The sequence below is a fragment of the Pseudonocardia sp. T1-2H genome, from assembly GCF_038039215.1.
In the GTDB taxonomy this organism is placed as follows: domain Bacteria; phylum Actinomycetota; class Actinomycetes; order Mycobacteriales; family Pseudonocardiaceae; genus Pseudonocardia.
Genome location: NZ_JBBPCL010000001.1, coordinates 6,303,504 through 6,324,205, shown reverse-complemented (window position 1 = coordinate 6,324,205; position 20,702 = coordinate 6,303,504). Strand labels below are relative to the sequence as shown.

Sequence of the window (20,702 nt, the reverse complement as noted above, 5' to 3'; positions counted from 1 at the left end):
GCACACCAGAGGGCACACTGGACGCACGGACCGGACGTGGCCGGCGCGCCCTGACGCCTTGTGACCGGCACGAACGAGTAGGAGAACGCGGGGAATGGACTCCTTCAACCCCACCACCAAGACCCAGCAGGCGATCTCGGCCGCCGCGCAGGCGGCCACGCTCGCCGGGAACCCGGACGTAGGCCCCACGCACCTGCTCGGCGCCCTGCTGGCCCAGGGTGACGGGATCGCCGCGCCGCTGCTCGCCGCCGTCGGGGCGGACGCGGCGTCGGTCCGCGCCGAGCTCACCCAGCTCGGCAACCGGCTGCCGTCCGCCGCCGGTTCCAGCGTCAGCGCCCCGCATCTCAACCGCGAGGGGCTCGCGGCCATCACCGCCGCCCAGCAGCTGGCCACCGAGATGGGCGACGAGTACGTCTCCACCGAGCACCTGCTCGTCGGGCTCGCGGACAAGGGCGGCCAGGTCGCCGCGCTGCTGCGCCGGCATGGGGCCACCCCGGAGGCGCTGCGCGAGGCCTTCGCCAAGGTGCGCGGCTCCGCGCGGGTGACCAGCCCGGACCCGGAGGGCAATTACCAGGCGCTGGAGAAGTACGGCGTGGACCTCACCGCGCGCGCCCGCAACGGCGAGCTCGACCCCGTCATCGGTCGGGACACCGAGATCCGGCGCGTGGTGCAGGTGCTGTCGCGGCGCACCAAGAACAACCCGGTGCTGATCGGCGAGCCCGGCGTCGGCAAGACCGCGATCGTCGAGGGCCTGGCCCAGCGGATCGTCGCGGGCGACGTCCCGGAGTCGCTGCGCGGCAAGCGCGTCGTCTCCCTGGACATGGGCTCGATGGTCGCCGGCGCGAAGTACCGCGGTGAGTTCGAGGAGCGGCTCAAGGCCGTGCTCAAGGAGATCACCGATTCGGCGGGCGAGGTCGTCACCTTCATCGACGAGCTGCACACGATCGTCGGCGCGGGTGCCACCGGCGAGGGCGCGATGGACGCCGGGAACATGATCAAGCCGATGCTCGCCCGGGGCGAGCTGCGGATGGTCGGCGCCACCACGCTCGACGAGTACCGCCAGCACATCGAGAAGGACCCGGCGCTCGAGCGGCGCTTCCAGCAGGTGCTGGTGGGCGAGCCGTCCGTCGAGGACTCGGTCGGCATCCTGCGCGGGCTCAAGGAGCGCTACGAGGTGCACCACGGCGTCCGGATCACCGACGCCGCGCTCGTCGCCGCCGCCACGCTGTCGGACCGCTACATCACCGCGCGCTTCCTGCCGGACAAGGCGATCGACCTGGTCGACGAGGCCGCGTCCCGGCTCCGGATGGAGATCGACTCCCGGCCCGTCGAGATCGACACCGTCGAGCGCGCCGTGCGCCGGCTGGAGATCGAGGAGATGGCACTGGCCAAGGAGTCCGACGCCGCGTCGATCGACCGGCTCGCCGCGCTGCGGGCCGAGCTGGCCGAGAAGCGCGAGGAGCTCTCCGCGCTGACGGCCCGGTGGCAGAACGAGAAGGGTGCCATCGAGATCACTAGGGAGCGCAAGGAGCAGCTCGAGCAGCTGCGGGGGGAGTCCGAGCGCGCCGAGCGCGACGGGGACCTCGGCCGGGCCGCCGAGCTGCGCTACGGCCGGATCCCGGCGCTGGAGAAGGAGCTGGCGGAGAAGACCGCCGTCGTGGAGCGCCACGAGGACGTCATGCTCAAGGAGGAGGTCGGGCCGGACGACGTCGCGGACGTCGTGAGCGCCTGGACCGGCATCCCCGCCGGGCGCCTGCTCGAGGGTGAGACCGCGAAGCTCCTGCGCATGGAGGACGAGCTGCGCCGCCGCGTCGTCGGCCAGTCCGACGCCGTGCGCATCGTCTCCGACGCCGTGCGCCGGGCCCGCGCGGGCATCGCGGACGAGAACCGGCCCACCGGCTCGTTCCTCTTCCTCGGGCCCACCGGCGTCGGCAAGACCGAGCTGGCCAAGGCGCTGGCGGAGTTCCTGTTCGACGACGAGCGGGCGATGGTCCGCATCGACATGAGCGAGTACTCCGAGAAGCACTCGGTGGCCCGGCTCGTCGGCGCGCCCCCCGGCTACGTCGGCTACGACCAGGGCGGCCAGCTCACCGAGGCCGTCCGCCGCCGCCCGTACACGGTGGTGCTGTTCGACGAGGTGGAGAAGGCCCACCCGGACGTCTTCGACACGCTCCTGCAGGTGCTCGACGACGGGCGCCTGACCGACGGCCAGGGCCGCACGGTGGACTTCCGCAACACCATCCTGGTGCTCACCTCGAACCTCGGTTCGCAGGCCATCGCCAACCCGGCGCTGGACGAGCAGGGCCGGACCGACGCCGTGATGGCCGTGGTGCGCGCGCACTTCAAGCCCGAGTTCCTGAACCGGCTCGACGACGTGGTCGTCTTCCACGCCCTGTCGACGGCGGAGCTGACGCACATCGTGGACATCCAGCTGCGGGTGCTCGAGACGCGGCTGGCCAAGCGCCGGCTCACCCTCGACGTGTCCGACGCCGCCCGCGAGTGGCTCGCCATGAACGGGTTCGACCCGGTCTACGGCGCCCGGCCGCTGCGTCGGCTCGTCCAGGCGTCGATCGGGGACCAGCTGGCGAAGGAGCTGCTGGGCGGGGTGATCCGCGAGGGCGACACCGTCCGGGTCGACCTGGACCCCACCGCGGCCGGCGGGACCGGCGAACTGATCGTCGGGAAGGGCACGGCCGCGCCGGCCGCACCGGTTGCGATCGTGAACTGATTCCCCGAACGCCCACGGGCCGGGACGGAGTTTCCTACCGTCCCGGCCCATGGAACAGCTGCACGGGTCCGCCGAGGCCTGGCTCGCGGACTACCGCAGACGCATCGAGGAGATCCGCGTGCGTGCCGAGCGGGCGCGCGAGGAGCTCGCGGGCCTGAGCGCCACCGCGAGCAGCACGGACGGGGCGGTCACCGCCACCGTCGGACGGGACGGCGCCCTGTCCGGACTGGCCTTCGGCCCCGCGGCCGAAGGCCTTTCCCGTACCCGGCTCGCGGAGCTCGTCCTCGCCACGGCCGGGGACGCGGGAGCCGAGGTGGCGGCCCGGGTGGCCGCGGTGGTCCGGCCGCTCGCGGCGGGGTCGTGACGACCGCGCCGGGGTTCGGGGTGGACCCCGGGGCGCTGCTCGTGCACGCGGACCACGTGGCGGGAGTGGACCGGGCGATCGACCGGGTCCTCTCGGGTGCCGCGCCGCTGTCCCCGGACTCCTATGGGGTGATCGGGCAGGTGTTCGCGGTGCCGGTGATCCTCGCGATCGACGACGCGGCCGGCGCACTGCACCTGCTGCGGAACGACCTGACCACGAAGGCCGCCGCGCTGCGGGAGTGCGCGGACGGCTACATCACGGCGGACCGGTCCGCCGCCGGCACGATCGGCGGGACGCGGTGACGTCCGCGGAGCCCGACGGCTCGTCCTGGCGGGCCGACGAGGACGATCCGTTCGCGGGCGCGGGGATCTTCTCCAGTTACGCCGACCTCGGCGGCGCCGTCGCCGCCCGCCAGGACCCCGGCGCGATCATGGCCAACTCGGTCGCCGCCGGGCTGGACACCCTCGGCGCAGTGACGGACCCCTTCGGCACCCTCTTCGCGGCGGGCGTGGGGTGGGCGATGGAGCACGTCGCGTTCCTCCGCGAGCCGCTGGACGCCCTGATGGGAGACCCGGACGGGATCGTCGCGAGCGCCGACTCGTGGCATCGGCTGGCTGCGGTGCTCGCCGAACAGTCGGCCTGCTACTCGGCCCACCTCGATGCGGACCTCGGCGGCTGGAACGGGCCGGCCGCGGACGCCTACCGCACCTCCGCCGCGCGCCGGATCGACGATCTCGCGGCGGCGTCGAGCGTCGCGTCCGGCCTCGCACAGGACGTGCTGCGCAACGCGGCGGAGATCGGCGCGCTGCGGTCCGTCGTCCGGGACGCCGTGGCGTCCTTCCTCGCGCGGGTGGCCGAGTGGCTGGTCGCGAGCATCATCAGCGCCGGGGTCGCCCTCACCGTCGCGGTGCCGTCGATGGTCGCCCAGGCCGTGCGCCTGGCGCTGCGGATCGCGGACCGGATCGGCGCGCTGATGCGCACCCTGAAGCAGGGCGCGGCGGGGGTCAGGGCCGTGGCCGCCGAGCTCACCGCGCTGGTCGAGCGGATGCCGAGGGTGGACGACGTCCTTTCGGCGCCGGTCGGCCTGCCTGCGTCGGCGCTGCCCGGAGCGTGGCCCACGATCGCCGCGGCGAAGGAGATGCCGGGCGTGCCGCTCGCCGTCGAGGCCGGCAAGGAGGGGGGCGACGAGCGGGAGCACCGCCGGGAGTGGGCCGAGGAGCCGGCCGGTGGCGGATCGGGCCCGGTCGGGTGATCGTGGCGTTCCGGTTCTGCCCTGCCGGGAGGGTTAGGGTGCGCTCGTGGGTATGTCGACGGTCTGGTTCCTCATCGCCGTGGTCGCGGTGCTGATCGGCGTCGCGCTGCTGTTCGCCGACCGCTCCCGGGGGTCCGGGGGCGTGCGCGACCGCCGTCGGTGGGCGGCGCTGCACGACTGGGAGTGGGCGGAGAGCGATCCCGTCCTGACCAACCGGTGGCGCTACGGGACCATCCACCAGGGCGGCCCCGGGGTCGCCCGGAACATCGTCACCGGGGACGTCCCGACGCCGGACGGCGGCCGCCAGGGCTACGTGTTCGACCACGAGCAGGTCGGGCGGGTCAGCTCGGTGCTGGTCGCGGTCGCGCTGCGCGAGCCGGTCCCCGCGGCCGTGGAGCTGCGGCTCCCGTCCGCGCCGCTGCCGGACGGCGGCGGCCTGGACCTGCTCGAGCCCGTCGGGGACCGCTACTCCTTCGTCGCGGACGCGGAGATGGTCCGCCCGCTGCTCACCCACCGGCTGGCGGACGCGGCGGACGCGGTCGGGGACGACATCGAGCTGTTGTGGGCCGAGGACACCTGGGTGCTCGCCGCCGCACCGGTCGCGTCGACGCCGGAGCGCCTGCAGGACCTGCTCGCGGACCTCGCCGAGGTCGCGAGCGTGCTCGAGGACGCCCTCACCGCGAGCCCCCGCTGACCCGGCCCTGATCGTCCCCGGCACCGCACAGCGCGACGCCGGGCACCCGCCGACTAGTCTTCCCGGGTGCCCACCGCCCTGATCACCGGAGCCACGTCCGGCATCGGTGCCGCGTTCGCCCGGCGGCTCGCGGCCGACGGACGGGACCTCGTCCTCGTCGCCCGCACCGCCGAGCGGCTCGAGGAGTGCGCCGAGCGCCACCGCGCCGCCGGGGTCTCGGTCGAGGTGCTCCCGGCGGACCTGACCGATGTGGACTCCCGCGCGAAAGTGCTGCGCCGGCTCGCGGACCCGGACGTCGCCCCGGTGGACCTGCTGGTCAACAACGCCGGGATGGGCATGCGCGCGAGCTTCCTGCGCGCCGAGCCTGACGCGTTGCAGCGCCAGCTGGACCTCAACGTCACCAGCGTCCTGCAGCTGACCCGCGCCGTGCTCCCGGGCATGGTGGACCGCGGTCGCGGCAGCGTCGTGAACGTCTCGAGCGTCGCCGGGTTCCTCCCGGGCAGCGGCTCGACGTACACCGCGGACAAGGCCTGGGTCACCGCCTTCACCGAGGGCGTCGCCGCGTCGCTGGCCGGCACGGGCGTGCGCGCGCTCGCGCTCTGCCCCGGCTTCGTGCGCACCGAGTTCCACGAACGCGCCGGCATCGACGCCGGCGGCCGCAGTGGCCCGTTGTGGCTGGACGCCGAACGGGTCGTCGACGAGTGCCTGGCCGACCTGGCCGGGGGACGGGTGGTGTCCGTGCCGAGCCTGCAGTACAAGGCGATCGCCGGGATGGTGGGGCTGCTGCCCCGCGCCGTGGTCCGCCGCCTCGTCGCGACGTTCGGCCGGGAGCGCTGATGGCCGTCACGGTGCGCAACGCCACCCGGGACCTGGAGCGCCTCGCCGCGCTCGTCCGCGAGCTCGGTGTGGTGCACGGCAAGGTCACGCTGTCCTCGGGCGCCGAGGCGGACTACTACGTGGACCTGCGGCGGGTGACGCTGCACCACGAGGCCGCACCGCTGATCGGGAGCCTGCTCCGCACGCTCACCGCGGACTGGAGCTACTCGGCGGTCGGTGGCCTCACACTCGGCGCGGACCCGGTGGCCACCAGCGTCCTGCACGCCACCGCGGCGGAGCGGGTCGCGGACCCCGACGTCCCGGCCGTCGACGCGTTCGTCGTCCGCAAGTCCACGAAGGAACACGGGATGCAGCGGCTCATCGAGGGCCCGGACATCGCGGGCCGGGACGTGCTGGTCGTCGAGGACACCTCGACGACGGGCGGTTCCGCCCTGACCGCGGTCCGGGCGGCCCGCGACGCCGGCGCGACCGTCGTCGGCGTCGTCACCGTGGTGGACCGCGACACCGGGGCTCGGGAGGCCATCGAGGCCGAGGGCGCGCAGTACCGCACGCTCCTCACCCTTGCCGACCTGAACCTCGCCTGACCGGCGCCACCGCGTCGTGGAGCCATGACGCGACCTTCAGCGTCATGGCTCCACGGTGCGAGGACGGGTGCTACTTGACGGCCACCCGGACCGAGTCGAACGCCGGGGTCTCGTTTGCGCGCTCCATCATCGGGATGCGGTGCGAGCCGTCACCGGCCCACGACGAGCACTGCGCGACACCGGCGGACGGCATCCCGGTGACCTTGATCGTCACGGTGTCCGGGGTGTCCCCGCCGCCGCCGTCCTGCGTGGCGACGAAGAAGTCCGGCTTCGGCGACGGGTCCGGCGCCTCGTTCTCGCTGCTGAGCATGCGGCAGGCGGTGTGGAAGTGCCCGCGCTGGATGCCCTGGCCGTTCAGCAGCGAGCTCTCGAGGTAGTAGCCGCCGGCCGCGGCGCCCAGGAAGCGGTCCCGCACGAGGTTGCGGGTACTGACCTTGAGCTCGAACGCCTGCCCGGTCTTGACCTCCTGCGGCGCGTCGGTGATCAGCAGCGACGGGTTCTTCGCCGCCGCGCCGACCTCACCGAACGCGGTGTCGACGCACACGTTCCCCTTCTCGAAGCCGTCCGCCGGGGTGAGCTTGCTCTTGCTGCAGTCCCGCGCCAGGACGTCGAGGCCGTTGGTCCCGCCCGCCGGGGGCGGCGCGGCGGCCTCGGGGTTCTTCGCCTTCGGCGCGGCGTCCTCCACCGGCACGGCCGAGCCCGGCTCGGAGCCCGTCTGGTCGCCCGTTTGATTGCCCGTTTGATTGCCTGACTGGTTGCCCGACCGGTTGCCCGACTTGTCCGCGGCCGGGGCCGGCGATGCGTCGGTGCTGGCGCCGGCCCCGGCGGCGCCGGAGCCGCCCGAGGAGCCGGAGCCGTTGTCGCCGGTCGGCGCCGCGGGCGCCGCCGTCCGGGTGGCGCCGTTCTGGTTGCCGTCCCGGTTTCCGTCCCGGTTTCCGTTCTGGGTCCCGTCCTGGGGCCCGTCCTGTTTGCGGTGGCTGTGACTCTGCTGGGACTTCTCGTCGACCGCCGTCGCCGCGGAAGCGGCGGTACAGGCCGTCGGCAGGAGCACCACGGCGGCTGCGGCGGCGGAGGCGACGAGGATCTTGCGAGCCCGGGCGGAGCCGAGCGGCCTTCGGGTGGGAAGCATGGCGGTCATCCTCGGGTCGGGGAGCGGTGCGACGCGGCGGATGCGGCGCGTCGGGGAAGCGGGTTGGTGTTGCGGTAGGAGTGCCGCGAGGCCCGGCTGCGGGACTCCTCCAACTGCTCGTACTGCTCGGGCACCGGCTGTCGCTCCCGCCGGGGCGCCGGGATCATGGGGATCGGGCCGGAGTGCAGGTTCGCGAGGTCACGACCGGTCGTCGGGCCGCCCTTGGCCGGCGTGTCCTTCTTCCGGCTCCGCCGCAGCGACGCGATCAGGCCGATCGCGGCGCCCGCCGCGGCCAGGAACACCAGAGCGGGAACGATCATGTCCATCCAGCTGGTGCCGCCGCTGAGCAGCCCCGGCGAGGGCGCCTCCGGCAGCGAGCTGTAGTCGACGAGGCCCGTCGCCTCGAGGTAGCCGATGTGCCGGGTGACGGTGGTGTCCGCGGTCTCGGCGAACTGGCGGATCAGCGTGTTGCGGGTGCTGACCCTGACCTCGGAGATGACCGGCAGCACGTTGCCGTGGGCCTGGCGCACGCGCTGCACGAAGACCTTGTCGTAGTCCGTGCCCGTGGACGAGGAGATCTCGTTCATCCAGCCGACCTGCTGGTCCGTCGCCTTGGTGGGCAGCTGCACCCCGAGCTGGTCCGCGACCTGGCGCACCTGCGCGTCGAGCTCGGCGTGCTCGATCGCCAGGTGTTTGCCGGCCTCCTTGACCTGCGGGTTGGTGGCCTGCTGCTCGGCCTGCTGGCCGGTCGGCAGCTCCCACAGCCCGGCCTGCCGCACCTTGACCAGCAGGTCCCGGTCCGCGGGCCCGACGGGACCCCACTGGGTCTGGGTCCAGCCACCGGTGCCGGGCGCGGCCGACGCCCAGGACTGGACCACGGACACGGTGACGGCGCCGAGCAGGGCGAGGACCAGCGTCCAGCGCACGGAACGCGGTATGCGGTGAAGCATCAGGCGGGGAGCCTTTCGGGGGAGCACGGATGTGGGGAGCACCCGGGCGACGGGGAGCGAACCCCTTGCACCCGCCGGGGGAAGCGGGGGCGAGGGCCTTGTCCTCTGCTGTCAGGGTCGTGTGTCGCGGTCGGGGTCAGGCCATGTCGAACTGCTCCGTGTGGATCCGGTCGTCGGGCACGCCGATGGCCTGCAGCGCGCCGAGTGTGTCGTCGACCATCGACGGCGGCCCGCAGAGGAAGTAGTCGTGCCTGTCCCCGCTGTCCAGGGAGGCGAGGACGGTGGACAGCAGGCTGACGTCGATCTCGCCCGTGTGTCCCGTCCAGTCGCCCGACGGGCGGCGCAGCACCTCGGTCACCACGAGGTCCAGGTGACTGCGCAGCACCAGCAGCTCGTCGCGGAACAGCAGGTCAGTGGTGTCCCGCGCGACGTAGACGAGGCGGTGCGGGCGCAGGTCGCCGCGGTCCGCGGCGGTCCGCAGCATGCTCATCATCGGGGTGATCCCGACGCCGGCGGCGATCAGCACCAGGCCGGCGGCCGGGACGTCGTCCACGGTGAAGGAGCCGTACGGGCCGTCGACCCACACCGAGCTGCCCTCGGGCAGGGTCCGGACCGAGGAGGCGAAGTCCCCCGTGCCGCGGATGGTGAACTCCGCGAACTCCGGGTCGTGTGCGCTGGAGGCGATCGTGAACGGGTGCTCCTCGATGGCGGAGCGCTGCAGCCGGATCCAGGCGAACTGGCCGGGCGAGAACGCGAAACCGCGGCCCCGTCGGCGGCGGGGGCTGAGCACCAGCGTCGCGACCGTCGGGTTCTCCCGTCGCACCTGCTCGACGACGAACTCCTCGCTGGTGCGCATCGTGCGGCCGAGCCAGCGGGCGACCAGGACCGCGATCATCAACAGGCCGAGGCCGGTCAGCACCGGACCCAGGACGGCGTCGGTGACGAGGTGCTTGAGCCACAGCACGTGCAGGGCGGAGAGCCCGAGCGTGGAGATCGCGAGCAGCAGGTGCAGCCAGCGCCACACCTCGTAGGCGATCTTCAGCCGGCGGCGCTGCAGGGCGAGGGTGAGCAGGCCCGCGAGGGCCAGGGTGGCGCCGACGGCGGCCCGGGCCCGGTTCGGGGCGGTGGGGAACATGAGCAGGGCGACCTGCGTCGGTTTCGCGGCCACGACGGCCGCCAGGTGCAGTGCGATCAGGACGGCGCACAGGACGCCGAGCTGGCGGTGCAGCCCGAGGATGTTCTCGATGCCGAACGTGCGGGTCAGTCCGCGCAGCCGCGACGGCAGGCACGCCGTGCACACCAGCGCGGAGAGCGCGAGCAGGCCGGTGACGATCGAGAGCTGACGCCACATGCCGATCGGGTCCGACCGCACCAGCCAGATCAGCGCCGGTCCGGTCAGCACGACGAGCAGTACCGCTGCCCACGCCGTTCTGGCCCTCGTCCGTTCCACGCGGCGAAGGTAGGCACCCCTGAGAGCGAGGGGGCGGAAACTGAGAGTTCCATGGGGTTGCCGTCGGTCACGACGACGCCGGGGAGCGGTGAACGGTGCGTAGTTGCTCCGAACGCTGCGATAATTGCTCCGAAAGCTGAGCAACCTCCCAGGCTCGGGTCGTTGCCCCCCGGATCGGTCTAATCGCGGACCGCTCGCCGAGCCCCGCGGTGCGTACGGCGCTGTCACAGCCGTCTGCCGGTCTCGGCCCTTCCGATCATGGCTTTCCATCAGGTTGGGGCTCCCGGGAACCGTCCTCGCAACCTGAACGGGGCAGTGTTCGGTCACGGTCGTGGCGCATACTCGTACAGATCACGGAACGGTCACGGCAGGAGGCTCCATGACTGTGCGACCCGGCTGGTGTCGGGGGAGGCGGATCCGGCGGCCTCACGGGCGTGGCCTGATGGTGGTGGCCGTGCTCGGTCTGGTGCTGGTGGGCTGCGGCGCGCCGTCGTACACCTACGTCACCAACTCGGCGGACCGCGCCTATCTGAAGGTCCCGAACACCTGGCGGCAGATCGATCCGAAGGACATCAAGTCGCAGGTGGGTGTCGAGCCCGCGAAGGACAGCTCGAAGGGGGTGTGGCTCGAGGCCTACGACGCGGACGCCTCGCCGTCGGTCAGCCACGTCCTCGACAGCCCGGTCGGGCCGGCGGCACCCGCCATCCTGGTCGTGGTGCAGGCGATCCCGGCGCAGAGCCGCGGCCGGCTCGGGCTGGACTCGCTGCGGGACTTCTTCCATCCGGTGTCTCCGGCGTCCCGGCAGCAGCTGACGGCGGTGGGTCGGCAGAACCCGTACAGCGGCTTCACATCCGTCTCGGACGAGGTGCTGACGCCCGGGAACGGCATCCGCGGCGTGCACACCGTGTACTCGTACCGCATCAGCGGCGGGGACGCCCAGGTCTTCGATCTCACCGGCTACCTCAACGACGACGCCAGCAAGCTGTCCATCGCCCTCGCGCGCTGCTCCCTCGACTGCTTCAAGCAGCGCCAGCAGGAGATCGACTCCGTCGTCTCCTCGTTCACGGTCCGGGAGGCCCTATGACCACCACCGATTCCGTGGACGGGCTCCCTGACGGCTCCCCGATGCCCCCGGTGCACGAACCGCCACCCCCGCGGACCGACGTGACCCGCAAGCGGATGTCGATCTGGGACCGCACGCGGCTGCTGCTGCTCCTCGTCCTGCTGTTCATGATCATCGTGTGGGCGCAGGTCGCGGACAACCCGCTGATCACCTTCTCCGACGCGTTCAGGATCCAGACCCACGAGTCCCAGTGGCTGATCTGGCTGGCCGGGCTCGAGGTGCTCCGCCAGCTGCACTTCCTCGTCAGCGAGCGGTCCTCCCGCTACCACCGGTTCTGGTCGCAGAAGGTGTTCGGCGGCACGGACCGCGCGTTGAAGCGGCGGTTCTCGGACTGGACGCGGTTCCGGCTCGCCCGGCTCCTCAAGATCGTCGCGTTCGTCGCGCTGGTGGCTGTGGTCGCCGCCCAGATCCTCCAGACCTCGCCGATCCTCGCGCTCTTCGAGGCGCCCGCGCTGATCTGGCAGGCGGCGCCGCTGATCCTGCAGCTGGCCTTCGCGTTCTTCTTCGTCGCATTCCAGTTCATCGGCCTGTTCTGGCTGCTCTCCCGGGTGGCGTCGACACCTACTACCCGGACGACATCAAGACCCGCTTCGCGGACGTCTGGGGCCAGGACCACGTCGTCGCGCGGATCCGGGAGAACATCATGTTCCTGGAGAAGCCGGAGGAGATCGAGGCCAAGGGCGGGTACGTGCCCGGCGGCCTGCTGCTCTGGGGCCCGCCCGGAACGGGCAAGACGCTGATGGCCGAGGCGGTCGCCGGCGAGACGGGCAAGCCGTACGTGTTCGTGGACCCGGGCGCCTTCATCAACATGTTCATGGGTGTCGGCATCCTCAAGGTGAAGTCGCTGTTCCGGAAGCTGCGCAAGCTCTCGCTGCGCTACGGCGGCGTCATCGTGTTCTTCGACGAGGCGGACGCGCTGGGCAACCGTGGCTCGCTGGCCGGCGTCGGCCCGGGCGGGGTGCGGGGCATGGGAGCGGCGCCCTTCCACTCCGGCGGCTGCCACGGGTTCTCCTACCTCTCGGAGGACACCCGCACGCTGCTGACCCGCAGTGCTCTCTCGTCGGGGGCTCTCTCGTCGGCGGCGGAACCCGTCGAGGACACCTCACGGCGCAGCCGATTCATCATGGGCGGGATGAACGGCGGCGGCGGAGGCGGTGGCGGCACGCTGCAGGCCCTGCTCACCGAGCTTCTCCGGCCTGAAGAAGCCGCGCGGCCTGCTCAACCGGTGGGGACGGCGTGCGCTCGGCATGCGGCCGAAGCCGCCGCCCAAGTACCGGATCCTCGTGATGATGGCGACGAACATGCCGGAGTCGCTGGACGAGGCGCTGCTCCGCCCGGGCCGCATCGACCGGATCTACAAGGTGGGCTACCCGAGCCGGGCGGGCCGGATCATGACCTACAAGGGGTACCTGGACAAGGTCCCGCACGAGATCACCGACGACAACCTCGAGAAACTCGCGACGATCACCCCGTACGCCACCGGCGCGACCATCAAGGACCTGGTGAACGAGGCCCTGATCACCGCCATCCGGGACGGCCGCGAGGTCATCACGTGGAAGGACGTCCTCAAGGCCAAGCAGCTCAAGGAGCTCGGGCCGCCCGAGGACGTCGAGTACATCGAGCGCGAGCGGCACTCCGTCGCCGTGCACGAGGGCTGCCACGCGGTCGTCGCAGCCCGGGTGCGGGCGCACATGGAGATCGACATCGCGACGATCGAGAAGGGCAGCGACTACCTCGGCATGGTCGCGAGCATCCCGCCGGAGGACCAGTTCACCCGGTGGCGCTCGGAGTACGAGGCGGACATCCTCGTCTCGCTGGCGTCGCTGGCCGGGGAGCGGATGTTCTTCGACGGCGACAGCTCGTCCGGCGTCTCCGGGGACCTCGAGTCCGCGACGACGGTGGCCTCCTTCATGGAGGGCTTCTGGGGCATGGGTGCGACGGTGTCGTCGTACTCCTCCGCCCGGCGGCTGGAGGTCGGCTCGCCCGGTGGCGGACGCGGCGCGGGGAAGGACGAGAAGCCCGAGGCGATGCTCCGGCGTGCGTTGGCGGACCGGATCGAGGACCACCTCGCGACCCTGCTGGACCGGGCCGAGGAGATCCTGCGGGACAACCGTTCGTCGGTGCTCGCCCTGGCCCACGCCCTGGAGACGCACAAGACGCTGACCGGCGAGGACGTCGAGGCCGTGATGAACGGCCGCGAGGGCCCGACCGTCGACGGCCGGGTCTACGCGGACCCGGAGTTCCAGCGCCGGCTCGAGGAGTACCACGCGGCCGCGGCGGGGGCGCACCGCGCACACGCCCAGATCCGCCTGGCGCTGCCCGCGTCGCACCGGGAACGCGACGAGGGCACCTCCGCCGCGGCCACTCCCGCCCCCTGACCTCGCGTCATGGAGCCACAACGCGGTCCGGCGGCCCCGGAACTCGCGTTGTGGCTCCTTGACGCGGTCGGCCGGACGGGCGGTGGGATCATCCGGGGGTGAGTACGCCGCCATCGGACGCCGTGGACGTCGGCCCGGAGACCGGGCCGACCGAGTGGGCGGTGCCGGGGCAGGTCGGCGTCGGGCCCTGGCCTGGCGGGCGGGAGGCCTGGCCCGTCGACGAGCGCTACGACCCCGAGCTGCTCGAGCACGGGGACCGGCGCAACGTCGTCGACGCCTACCGGTACTGGCGGCGGGAGGCGGTCGCGGCGGACCTCGCCACCCGCGGCCACCCGTTCCACGTGGCGATCGAGAACTTCGCCCACGACCACAACATCGGCACCGTCGTCCGCACGGCCAACGCGTTCGCCGCGGCGGGCGTGCACATCGTCGGCCGGCGGCGGTGGAACCGGCGCGGCGCCATGGTCACCGACCGCTACCAGCAGCTCCACCATCACCCGGACGTCGCCGGCGTGCGCGACTTCGCCGCGGAGCACGGCCTGGTGCTGGTCGCGGTGGACAACACCCCCGGAGCGGTGCCGCTGGAGACGACCGAGCTGCCCCGCGAGTGCCTGCTGCTGTTCGGCCAGGAGGGCCCCGGGCTGACCGCGGAGGCGCGCGCGGCGGCGGGCCTCGTGGTGTCGATCGCGCAGTTCGGCTCCACCCGCTCGATCAACGCCGGGGTGGCCGCGGGGATCGCCATGCACGCGTGGGTCCGTGCGCACGGCGACCTCTCCCGGGCCTGGTGACCGCCCCGCTCTACCCGGCGAGCCCGCTCTTCACCCGGCGGCTGAGCTCGTCCGCGAGGATGGCGCCGACGACGGGCGTCCCTCGGATCCCGCCACCGGCAGGACGAGGGCATCAGGGGTGACCCCGGACGGGAGGGGCTGCGATGATCGCCGCGTGGCACGCAGACACGCCCCGGCACGGAACCGGGTCTGGGCCGAGCGGGCGGCGGAGGCCGAGCGCGCCGTCCGGAGCCGCTCGCTGCGCCGGCTCGCCGTCGTCCCCGGGACCCGGATCGGGCGGGTCGCCACGAACCGTCCGGTGGGCCCGCGCACCCTGCTCGGTCCGTGGCACTACTGGTGGCAGGCGCACCTGCTGGACTGCCTGCTCGACGCCCAGCTGCGCGAGCCCTCGGACCGCCGCGGCCGCGAGCTCGCCGCGCTCGTCCGCGGGATCCGGCTGCGCAACCTCGGCCGCTGGACCAACGACTACTACGACGACATCGCCTGGTTGGCCCTGGCCGTGCGGCGGGCCGGCGTCCGGCTCCGGCGGACCGGGCCGAATGCCGTCGCCGCGATCACCGCGCAGCTACGCGCGGGCCACACCCCGGACGGCGGTGGCGGCATCTGGTGGCGCCGGGGCGACGACTTCAAGAACGCCCCGGCGAACGGTCCAGCGGCGATCCTGCTGGCCAGGACCGGGGACGTCGCCCGCGCCGTCGCGATCGTCGACTGGATGGCCGCGACCCTCGTCGATCCGGAGACCGGCCTGGTCCGGGACGGGATCCGGCCCGACCCGGTGACGGGGGTCTGGGCCGTCGAGGGCCTGGCCTACACCTACTGCCAGGGCGTCTACCTGGGCGCCTGCGTCGAGTTGGCCGAACGCGACGGGGACCCGCGCTGGGCGCGCCGCGCCGCGGCCGTCGTCGAGGCGGTCCGGGAGCACCTGGCGGAGCCGGACGGGGTGATCGGCGGCTACGACGACGGCGGGGACGGCGGCCTGTTCAACGGCATCCTGGCCCGCTACCTGGCGGACGCGGCGGTCCGGCTGCCGGCGCTCGCCCCCACGGCCGCGCACCTGGTGACGGCGAGCGCGGAGCGGGCGTGGGAGAACCGGGCCGCCGACGCCTCCGGCCCGGTGCTCGCCCACGACTGGCGGCGTCCCGCGCGCCGACCACGGGCCGGGACGCCGGAGTCCGCGCTGTCCGTGCAGCTCTCGGGCTGGATGCTGCTCGAGGCCGCCGCCCGCCTGGAGCGAGGCCGGTAGTACGAGGAGGGCGCTCTCAGAGCTGCCCGGGCGAGGGCTCGGCGGCCTCGTCGACGGGCTTGCGCATCTCCTGACGGAACCGCACCAGCCCCAGCACCGTCCCGACCACGAAGAACGCGATCGCGCCGACGACGACCACGTGCTTGACCCACGGGATGCCGTCCAGCGCCCCGGCGCCGTAGAAGCCGAGCATCATCAGCGCCGGCACCCAGAGGACCGCCCCGACGGCGTTGGCCACGATGAACTTCCGGTTGTCCATCCGCGCGGCCCCGGCGATCATCGGCGCCAGCGTGCGGATCCAGGGGATCCACCGGGCGACGATGATCGACCAGAAGCCTCGCCGGTCCAGGAACGCCCCGGCCCGGTCCAGGTTCGCCCGGTTGAGCATCTTCCCGTCCTTGCGGGCCAGCAGCCGGGTCCCGGTGTAGCGCCCGACGAGGTAGCCGACCTGGTTGCCGGCCACCGCGGCGCCGGTGGCGACCGCGGCGAGCAGCCAGGCGCCGCCCTCGTGGCCGTGCGCCGCGAGCACGACGCCCGCGGCGACCAGCAGGGAGTCCCCGGGCAGGAACAGCCCGACGACGAACGCGCACTCCAGGAACACGAAGGCCAGGACGACGATCCAGACGGTGACCGGCCCCGCGGAACCGAGCGGCTCGAAGGCGAGGTAGCGGTCTGCAGGCGTCATCGTCGTCTCGGATCTCCTGAAGGGGCGCCGGAAGGGAGGTTCGGCCGGCGCCGTCGCGTGCGTCAGCGGGCGTGCGCGCCCTTGGGGCGGTCACGCCGCGCCCGCAGGATCTCGATGATGATCGGGATCACCGAGAGGAGCACGATGAGGATGAGCATCAGCTCGATGTTGTTCTTGACGACGTCGAACTGGCCGAGGAAGTAGCCGAGCACCGTGACGCCGGCGGCCCAGGCGACGCCGCCGATCAGCGAGTACGTCAGGTAGCGCTTGGCCTCCATCTGCCCGACGCCCGCCATGACGGTGATGAAGGTCCGCACGACCGGGACGAAGCGGCCCAGCACGATCGCCCGGTTGCCGTACTTGTCGAAGAACTCCTGCGTCTTCGCCACGTGACTCGGCTTGAACAGCCTGCTCTTCGGCTTGTCGAAGATCGCGGGCCCGGCCTTGCGGCCGATCGCGTACCCCGTGGCGTTCCCGGCGAACGCGGCCACGACCAGGATCAGACAGGTGAGCCACAGCGGCGTCCTGATCGCGCCGCTCGCCACGAACAGGCCCGCCGTGAACAGCAGCGAGTCACCGGGCAGGAAGAAGCCGAGGAGCAGGCCGCACTCGGCGAAGACGATCAGCGCCAGGCCGACGAGCGCCCAGGGGCCGAGCCATTCGATGATGGTGTCGGGCTTCAGCCATTCGGGGCCGAGCGCGAGAGTCGTGGTGGCGAGAGGCGTCACAGGGCACGACGGTACCGGTCGGCCCCCTCAGCCGATCGGGGGCAGTACTCCCGGGAGCAGGATGGAGATCAGCGCGAGCCCGCACCCGAGCACCGCGCCGGCCAGCAGGGCGATCAGCAACGGCCAGAGGATCGGCCCGAGCGCGCTCCCGGGCGCCGCCCGGCCGCGGTCGGGGGCCGTCCACGGGGCGGCAGGCGGGCCGGGGGTGTGCTGCGGCGGCGGCTGGTACCGGGTGGCCGACGGGCCGGGTTCCGGCACGTAGGGCGCAGAACCGCCGGACTGTGACGCGTGGGCGCGCATTGCCTCCGCCAGCCGCTGCTCCGGATCCGGCGCGGGGTACGGCGGGGGTCCTCCCGGCCGGCTCACGGCGTCCCCCTCCCGTCCATTCAGCGTCCCCCGGATCGTTCCGCGAGCACCCGGGCGACCGTGTCGAGGGCCCGGCTGGCGGTCGATTTCACGGTGCCCCGGCTGATCCCGGCGGCCTCGGCGATCTCCGCCTCCGAGAGCCCACCGTAGTAGCGCAGTACGAGGACCTCACGCTGTCGGGGCGGGAGCGACCCCAGGGCGTCGACCACCGACTGGTGTTCCGCGGACAGCATGGCCAGCGACTCCGCGGAGCGCGCGTTGACGCCGTGCGGCGCGACGTACTCCCGGGCGGTGCGGCGGCGCCGGAGAACGGACCGCGACCCGTTGACGACCGCGGTGCGCAGGTACGCGACGGCCGCGGCCTCGTCCCGCAGCCCCGACCAGTGCCGGTGCAGGCCGGTGAAGGCCTCCTGGACGACGTCCTCGGCGGTGGCGGGCTGGTCCACGAGCAGGACGGCCAGCCGGATGAGCCGCATCCGGTGGTCCCGGTAGAGGTCCGCGAGCGTCAGCGGGGCCGGTGGCGCCCCCGCCGGCGGGGCCGCGGGCGGGGCCACCGTCGGGTCCGGGCGGCTGTCGATCCGCCGCAGCCGGGTGAGGGTGCGCTCGACAGCACCCTCGGCGCCGCTGTCGCCCGCGACGTCGAGCCGGCCGTCGATCCGGCCCTCGATCCGGTCCCCCACGCCGTCAGCTTAACGGCGAGGTCGATCAGGGGTCCTCACCGCGCGTCCCGGGTAGGCGATACTGGCTGCCGAAATACGTGGACGTCGAGGAGGTCAACCATGCCGATCGCCACTCCCGAGATCTACAACGAGATGCTGGACAAGGCGAAGAGCGGTGAGTACGCCTACCCGGCCATCAACGTGACCAGCACGGAGACGCTGAACGCGGCCCTGCGCGGCTTCGCCGAGGCGGGCAGCGACGGCATCGTCCAGGTGTCCACCGGCGGTGCCGAGTTCCTCTCCGGGACCCGGGTCAAGGACATGGTCACGGGTGCGGTCGGGCTGGCCGAGTTCGCCCATGTGGTCGCGGACAAGTACCCGATCAACGTGGCATTGCACACCGATCACTGCCCCAAGGACAAGCTGGACAGCTTCGTCCGGCCGCTCATCAGGATCAGCCAGGAGCGCGTCGCGAAGGGTCTGAACCCGCTCTTCCAGTCCCACATGTGGGACGGGTCGGCGGTGGAGTCGAGGAGAACCTGAAGATCGCGGCGGAGCTGCTCGAGGAGGCGGCGAAGGCGAAGATCATCCTCGAGGTCGAGATCGGTGTCGTGGGCGGCGAGGAGGACGGCGTCGCGCACGACATCAACGAGAAGCTCTACACCGCGCCGGGCGACTACGAGCGCGTGGTCGAGGTGCTCGGCGCCGGGGAGAAGGGCCGTTACCTGCTGGCCGCGACCTTCGGCAACGTGCACGGCGTCTACAAGCCGGGCAACGTGAAGCTGCGCCCGGAGATCCTGAAGCAGGGGCAGGAGGTCGCGCGGGAGAAGCTCGGCCTGAGCCACGGCGAGAAGCCGTTCGACCTGGTCTTCCACGGCGGCTCCGGCTCGCTGCTGGAGGAGATCCACGAGGCGCTCACCTACGGCGTCGTGAAGATGAACGTGGACACGGACACCCAGTACGCGTTCACCCGGCCCATCGCCGACCACATGTTCAAGAACTACGACGGCGTGCTGAAGGTGGACGGCGAGGTCGGCAACAAGAAGGCCTACGACCCGCGCGTCTACATGAAGAAGGCCGAGGTCGCGATGTCCGAGCGCGTCATCGAGGCCTGCGAGTCCCTGAAGTCCACAGGGAAGTCGCTGGCGGGCTGACCCGCGGGGATGCTCCGGGCCCGAGGAGGCAGTATGTCGGCATGAGTGTGCACGGCAACCTTCTCGGCCCGGAGCCGACCCGCCTCCCGATCGATCCCGCGGCGGCCGCGCTGGAGAACGGTGAGGACCCGGCCGACGTGGCCGCGGCCAGCCCGTCGTCGGTGATCGCCTGGGCCACCCTCGCCGAGAACTCGCTCGCCGAGGGCGCCTCGATCACCGCCTACGCCTATGCCCGCACCGGGTACCACCGCGGCCTGGACCAGCTCCGGCGCAACGGCTGGAAGGGCTTCGGCCCGATCCCGTGGTCGCACGAGCCCAACCGCGGCGTCCTGCGGGCGCTCGCCGCGCTGCTGCGCGCGTCCGAGGCGATCGGCGAGACGGACGAGGTCGAGCGCCTCCGCGCCTTCATCGCGGAGTCCGACCCGACGGCGCCGTCCGCGCTCGGCCTGGCCTGACGACCGTGCTCCGCCGGGTGCGCTCCCGGGCCCGCTCGCGGCTGCAGCTCGGCGGACGGCGGCTGCGGGTCTCGGCGCTGCCGATCCTGCAGTGCGCCGTGGCGGCCGGGCTGTCCTGGTGGGTCGCGAACGACCTGGTCGGGCACGACCGGCCCTTCTTCGCGCCGGTCGCCGCGGTCCTGTGCCTCGGCGTCTCCCTCGGGACGCGGCGCCGGCGGGTGGTCGAGCTCGTCGTCGGGGTCAGCCTCGGCGTGCTCGTCGGGGACCTGCTGATCTCCGCGATCGGCTCGGGGACCTGGCAGATCGCGCTGGTCGTGGCGCTGGCGATGGCGGCCGCGGTGTTCACCGACGGGGCCACGCTGATCGTCGCGCAGGCCGGCTCGTCCGCCGTGCTCGTCGCGACGCTGCTGCCGCCCGGAGGCGTCGGTGGGATCAATCGCGCCCTCGACGCGGTGATCGGCGGCGCGGTCGGGCTGCTCGTCGCCGCAGTCCTGCCGTCGCACCCGCTCGGCCCCGTCCGCCGGCAGGCCCACGCGGTTCTCGACGAGCTCGCGGGCGTCCTGTTCGGCATCGCGGACGCCCTGCGCGGACGGGACCCGGAGGCGGCGAGCGCGGCGCTCGCCCGGGCCCGGCGGAGCCAACCCCTGATCGACGCGCTGCGGGCCGCCCTGGCCTCGGGCCGCGAGGTGACGTCGGTGGCCCCCCTGCGCCGCCCGCACCGCCGCGCGCTGCTCCGGTTCACCGAGCTCGCCGAGCGCACGGACTACGCGATGCGCAACGCCCGGGTGCTCGCCCGGCGCGCGGTCACGGCCATCGGGGACGACGAGCCCGCCGTCGAGGAGCTGGCCGACGCCGTCGCGCAGCTGGGTACGGCGGTGCAGAAGCTGACCGAGCAGATCGGGGAGGACGGGGACCGGGCGAAGGCCCGCGAACCGATCCTCGAGCTCGTCCACGACTCGCCGGTCCTCGGCGACGGGGCCGGTGACCGCGGGGTGTCCGAACAGGTCATGATCGCGCAGCTCCGCTCGATCGCGATCGACCTCCTGCAGGCCACCGGCCTGACCCGGCAGGCCGCCCAGGCAGCCCTGCGCGCCCAGCTCTGAGCGTTGCGCGGGGGTGCACGGAGCGCTCTGCG

The 20,702-nt window shown here is 72.9% G+C and carries 21 protein-coding genes and 2 pseudogenes; 16 read left to right on the top strand and 7 right to left on the bottom strand.

The genetic code is table 11. The features are described 5' to 3' along the window. The first annotated feature begins 94 nt into the window (after nt 1-94). The 7 genes from clpB to pyrE all read left to right on the top strand — a co-directional run bounded on the left by clpB (nt 95) and on the right by pyrE (nt 6,459). Complete coding sequence (gene clpB, locus WBK50_RS31165; protein ID WP_341338982.1) at nt 95-2,728, top strand: ATP-dependent chaperone ClpB; 2,634 nt, start codon at nt 95-97, stop codon at nt 2,726-2,728. Between the two features lie 49 nt (nt 2,729-2,777). Then, the gene (locus WBK50_RS31160; RefSeq protein WP_341338981.1) at nt 2,778-3,092 is read left to right on the top strand and encodes a YbaB/EbfC family nucleoid-associated protein; all 315 of its coding nucleotides are present in this window, start codon (nt 2,778-2,780) and stop codon (nt 3,090-3,092) included. Then, complete coding sequence (locus tag WBK50_RS31155; RefSeq protein ID WP_341338980.1) at nt 3,089-3,394, top strand: type VII secretion target; 306 nt, start codon at nt 3,089-3,091, stop codon at nt 3,392-3,394. The genes WBK50_RS31160 and WBK50_RS31155 overlap by 4 nt, the downstream gene beginning before the upstream one ends. Continuing rightward, a complete protein-coding gene (locus tag WBK50_RS31150) occupies nt 3,391-4,344 on the top strand; it encodes a hypothetical protein (RefSeq protein WP_341338979.1) in 954 nt (317 codons plus the stop codon). The genes WBK50_RS31155 and WBK50_RS31150 overlap by 4 nt, the downstream gene beginning before the upstream one ends. A 52-nt stretch (nt 4,345-4,396) precedes the next feature. Continuing rightward, on the top strand, nt 4,397-5,038 hold the full coding sequence (locus WBK50_RS31145; RefSeq protein WP_341339563.1) for a hypothetical protein: 642 nt from the start codon (nt 4,397-4,399) through the stop codon (nt 5,036-5,038). A 66-nt stretch (nt 5,039-5,104) separates the two neighbouring features. Further along, a complete protein-coding gene (locus tag WBK50_RS31140) occupies nt 5,105-5,875 on the top strand; it encodes an SDR family NAD(P)-dependent oxidoreductase (protein WP_341338978.1) in 771 nt (256 codons plus the stop codon). Continuing rightward, the gene (gene pyrE / locus WBK50_RS31135; RefSeq protein ID WP_341338977.1) at nt 5,875-6,459 is read left to right on the top strand and encodes an orotate phosphoribosyltransferase; all 585 of its coding nucleotides are present in this window, start codon (nt 5,875-5,877) and stop codon (nt 6,457-6,459) included. The genes WBK50_RS31140 and pyrE overlap by 1 nt, the downstream gene beginning before the upstream one ends. Nucleotides 6,460-6,529: 70 nt before the next feature. On the opposite strand, the gene WBK50_RS31130 is transcribed toward pyrE, so the two are convergent. From WBK50_RS31130 to WBK50_RS31120, 3 genes are all read right to left on the bottom strand, one after another. Further along, a complete protein-coding gene (locus WBK50_RS31130; RefSeq protein WP_341338976.1) occupies nt 6,530-7,588 on the bottom strand; it encodes a hypothetical protein in 1,059 nt (352 codons plus the stop codon). Between the two features lie 5 nt (nt 7,589-7,593). After that, nucleotides 7,594-8,514 carry a DUF4142 domain-containing protein gene (locus WBK50_RS31125; protein ID WP_341338975.1) on the bottom strand — a complete coding sequence of 307 codons (921 nt, stop codon included), beginning with the start codon at nt 8,512-8,514 and terminating at the stop codon, nt 7,594-7,596. A gap of 160 nt (nt 8,515-8,674) precedes the next feature. Beyond that, a complete protein-coding gene (locus WBK50_RS31120) occupies nt 8,675-9,988 on the bottom strand; it encodes a ferredoxin reductase family protein (RefSeq protein WP_341338974.1) in 1,314 nt (437 codons plus the stop codon). A gap of 448 nt (nt 9,989-10,436) precedes the next feature. On the opposite strand from WBK50_RS31120, the gene WBK50_RS31115 reads away from it, so the two are divergent. From WBK50_RS31115 to WBK50_RS31090, 6 genes and pseudogenes are all read left to right on the top strand, one after another. Next, complete coding sequence (locus tag WBK50_RS31115) at nt 10,437-11,072, top strand: hypothetical protein (protein ID WP_341338973.1); 636 nt, start codon at nt 10,437-10,439, stop codon at nt 11,070-11,072. Further along, nucleotides 11,069-11,851, top strand: coding sequence for a hypothetical protein (locus tag WBK50_RS31110; RefSeq protein ID WP_341338972.1), 783 nt, complete (start codon nt 11,069-11,071; stop codon nt 11,849-11,851). The genes WBK50_RS31115 and WBK50_RS31110 overlap by 4 nt, the downstream gene beginning before the upstream one ends. Beyond that, nucleotides 11,755-11,982: pseudogene (locus tag WBK50_RS31105) on the top strand (AAA family ATPase); the annotation flags it as partial. The gene WBK50_RS31110 and the pseudogene WBK50_RS31105, both read left to right, overlap by 97 nt. Nucleotides 11,983-12,265: 283 nt before the next feature. After that, nucleotides 12,266-13,489: a hypothetical protein gene (locus WBK50_RS31100; protein ID WP_341338971.1), complete on the top strand. Its 1,224-nt coding sequence runs from the start codon at nt 12,266-12,268 to the stop codon at nt 13,487-13,489. A 98-nt stretch (nt 13,490-13,587) separates the two neighbouring features. Beyond that, entirely contained in the window at nt 13,588-14,277 is a 690-nt protein-coding gene (locus tag WBK50_RS31095) for a TrmH family RNA methyltransferase (protein WP_341338970.1), read from the top strand. A gap of 154 nt (nt 14,278-14,431) precedes the next feature. Then, entirely contained in the window at nt 14,432-15,520 is a 1,089-nt protein-coding gene (locus WBK50_RS31090; RefSeq protein ID WP_341338969.1) for a glycoside hydrolase family 76 protein, read from the top strand. A gap of 16 nt (nt 15,521-15,536) precedes the next feature. Here the strand turns inward: WBK50_RS31090 and WBK50_RS31085 are convergent, their stop codons facing one another. From WBK50_RS31085 to WBK50_RS31070, 4 genes are all read right to left on the bottom strand, one after another. Then, nucleotides 15,537-16,205 (bottom strand): DedA family protein, encoded by a 669-nt coding sequence (locus tag WBK50_RS31085; protein WP_341338968.1) that lies wholly within the window; start codon nt 16,203-16,205, stop codon nt 15,537-15,539. Nucleotides 16,206-16,267: 62 nt separating this feature from the next. Next, entirely contained in the window at nt 16,268-16,933 is a 666-nt protein-coding gene (locus WBK50_RS31080; protein WP_341338967.1) for a DedA family protein, read from the bottom strand. 27 nt (nt 16,934-16,960) lie between these two features. After that, complete coding sequence (locus WBK50_RS31075; protein WP_341338966.1) at nt 16,961-17,299, bottom strand: hypothetical protein; 339 nt, start codon at nt 17,297-17,299, stop codon at nt 16,961-16,963. 20 nt (nt 17,300-17,319) lie between these two features. Continuing rightward, the gene (locus tag WBK50_RS31070; protein ID WP_341338965.1) at nt 17,320-17,979 is read right to left on the bottom strand and encodes a SigE family RNA polymerase sigma factor; all 660 of its coding nucleotides are present in this window, start codon (nt 17,977-17,979) and stop codon (nt 17,320-17,322) included. A 99-nt stretch (nt 17,980-18,078) separates the two neighbouring features. Here WBK50_RS31070 and fbaA point away from each other — a divergent pair. From fbaA to WBK50_RS31055, 3 genes and pseudogenes are all read left to right on the top strand, one after another. Then, nucleotides 18,079-19,112, top strand: a pseudogene (gene fbaA, locus WBK50_RS31065) (class II fructose-bisphosphate aldolase). Between the two features lie 41 nt (nt 19,113-19,153). Further along, nucleotides 19,154-19,567 (top strand): DUF3151 domain-containing protein, encoded by a 414-nt coding sequence (locus WBK50_RS31060; RefSeq protein WP_341338964.1) that lies wholly within the window; start codon nt 19,154-19,156, stop codon nt 19,565-19,567. Nucleotides 19,568-19,572: 5 nt separating this feature from the next. After that, nucleotides 19,573-20,670, top strand: coding sequence for an FUSC family protein (locus tag WBK50_RS31055; RefSeq protein WP_341338963.1), 1,098 nt, complete (start codon nt 19,573-19,575; stop codon nt 20,668-20,670). Nucleotides 20,671-20,702 lie beyond the last annotated feature (32 nt).

Coding starts and splice junctions, on each gene's coding strand:
- clpB (WP_341338982.1), top strand. CDS start 95: ATGGACTCCTTCAACCCCACCACCAAGACCCAGCAGGCGATCTCGGCC.
- WBK50_RS31160 (WP_341338981.1), top strand. CDS start 2,778: ATGGAACAGCTGCACGGGTCCGCCGAGGCCTGGCTCGCGGACTACCGC.
- WBK50_RS31145 (WP_341339563.1), top strand. CDS start 4,397: ATGTCGACGGTCTGGTTCCTCATCGCCGTGGTCGCGGTGCTGATCGGC.
- pyrE (WP_341338977.1), top strand. CDS start 5,875: ATGGCCGTCACGGTGCGCAACGCCACCCGGGACCTGGAGCGCCTCGCC.
- WBK50_RS31130 (WP_341338976.1), bottom strand. CDS start 7,588: ATGCTTCCCACCCGAAGGCCGCTCGGCTCCGCCCGGGCTCGCAAGATC.
- WBK50_RS31110 (WP_341338972.1), top strand. CDS start 11,069: ATGACCACCACCGATTCCGTGGACGGGCTCCCTGACGGCTCCCCGATG.
- WBK50_RS31085 (WP_341338968.1), bottom strand. CDS start 16,205: ATGACGCCTGCAGACCGCTACCTCGCCTTCGAGCCGCTCGGTTCCGCG.
- WBK50_RS31060 (WP_341338964.1), top strand. CDS start 19,154: ATGAGTGTGCACGGCAACCTTCTCGGCCCGGAGCCGACCCGCCTCCCG.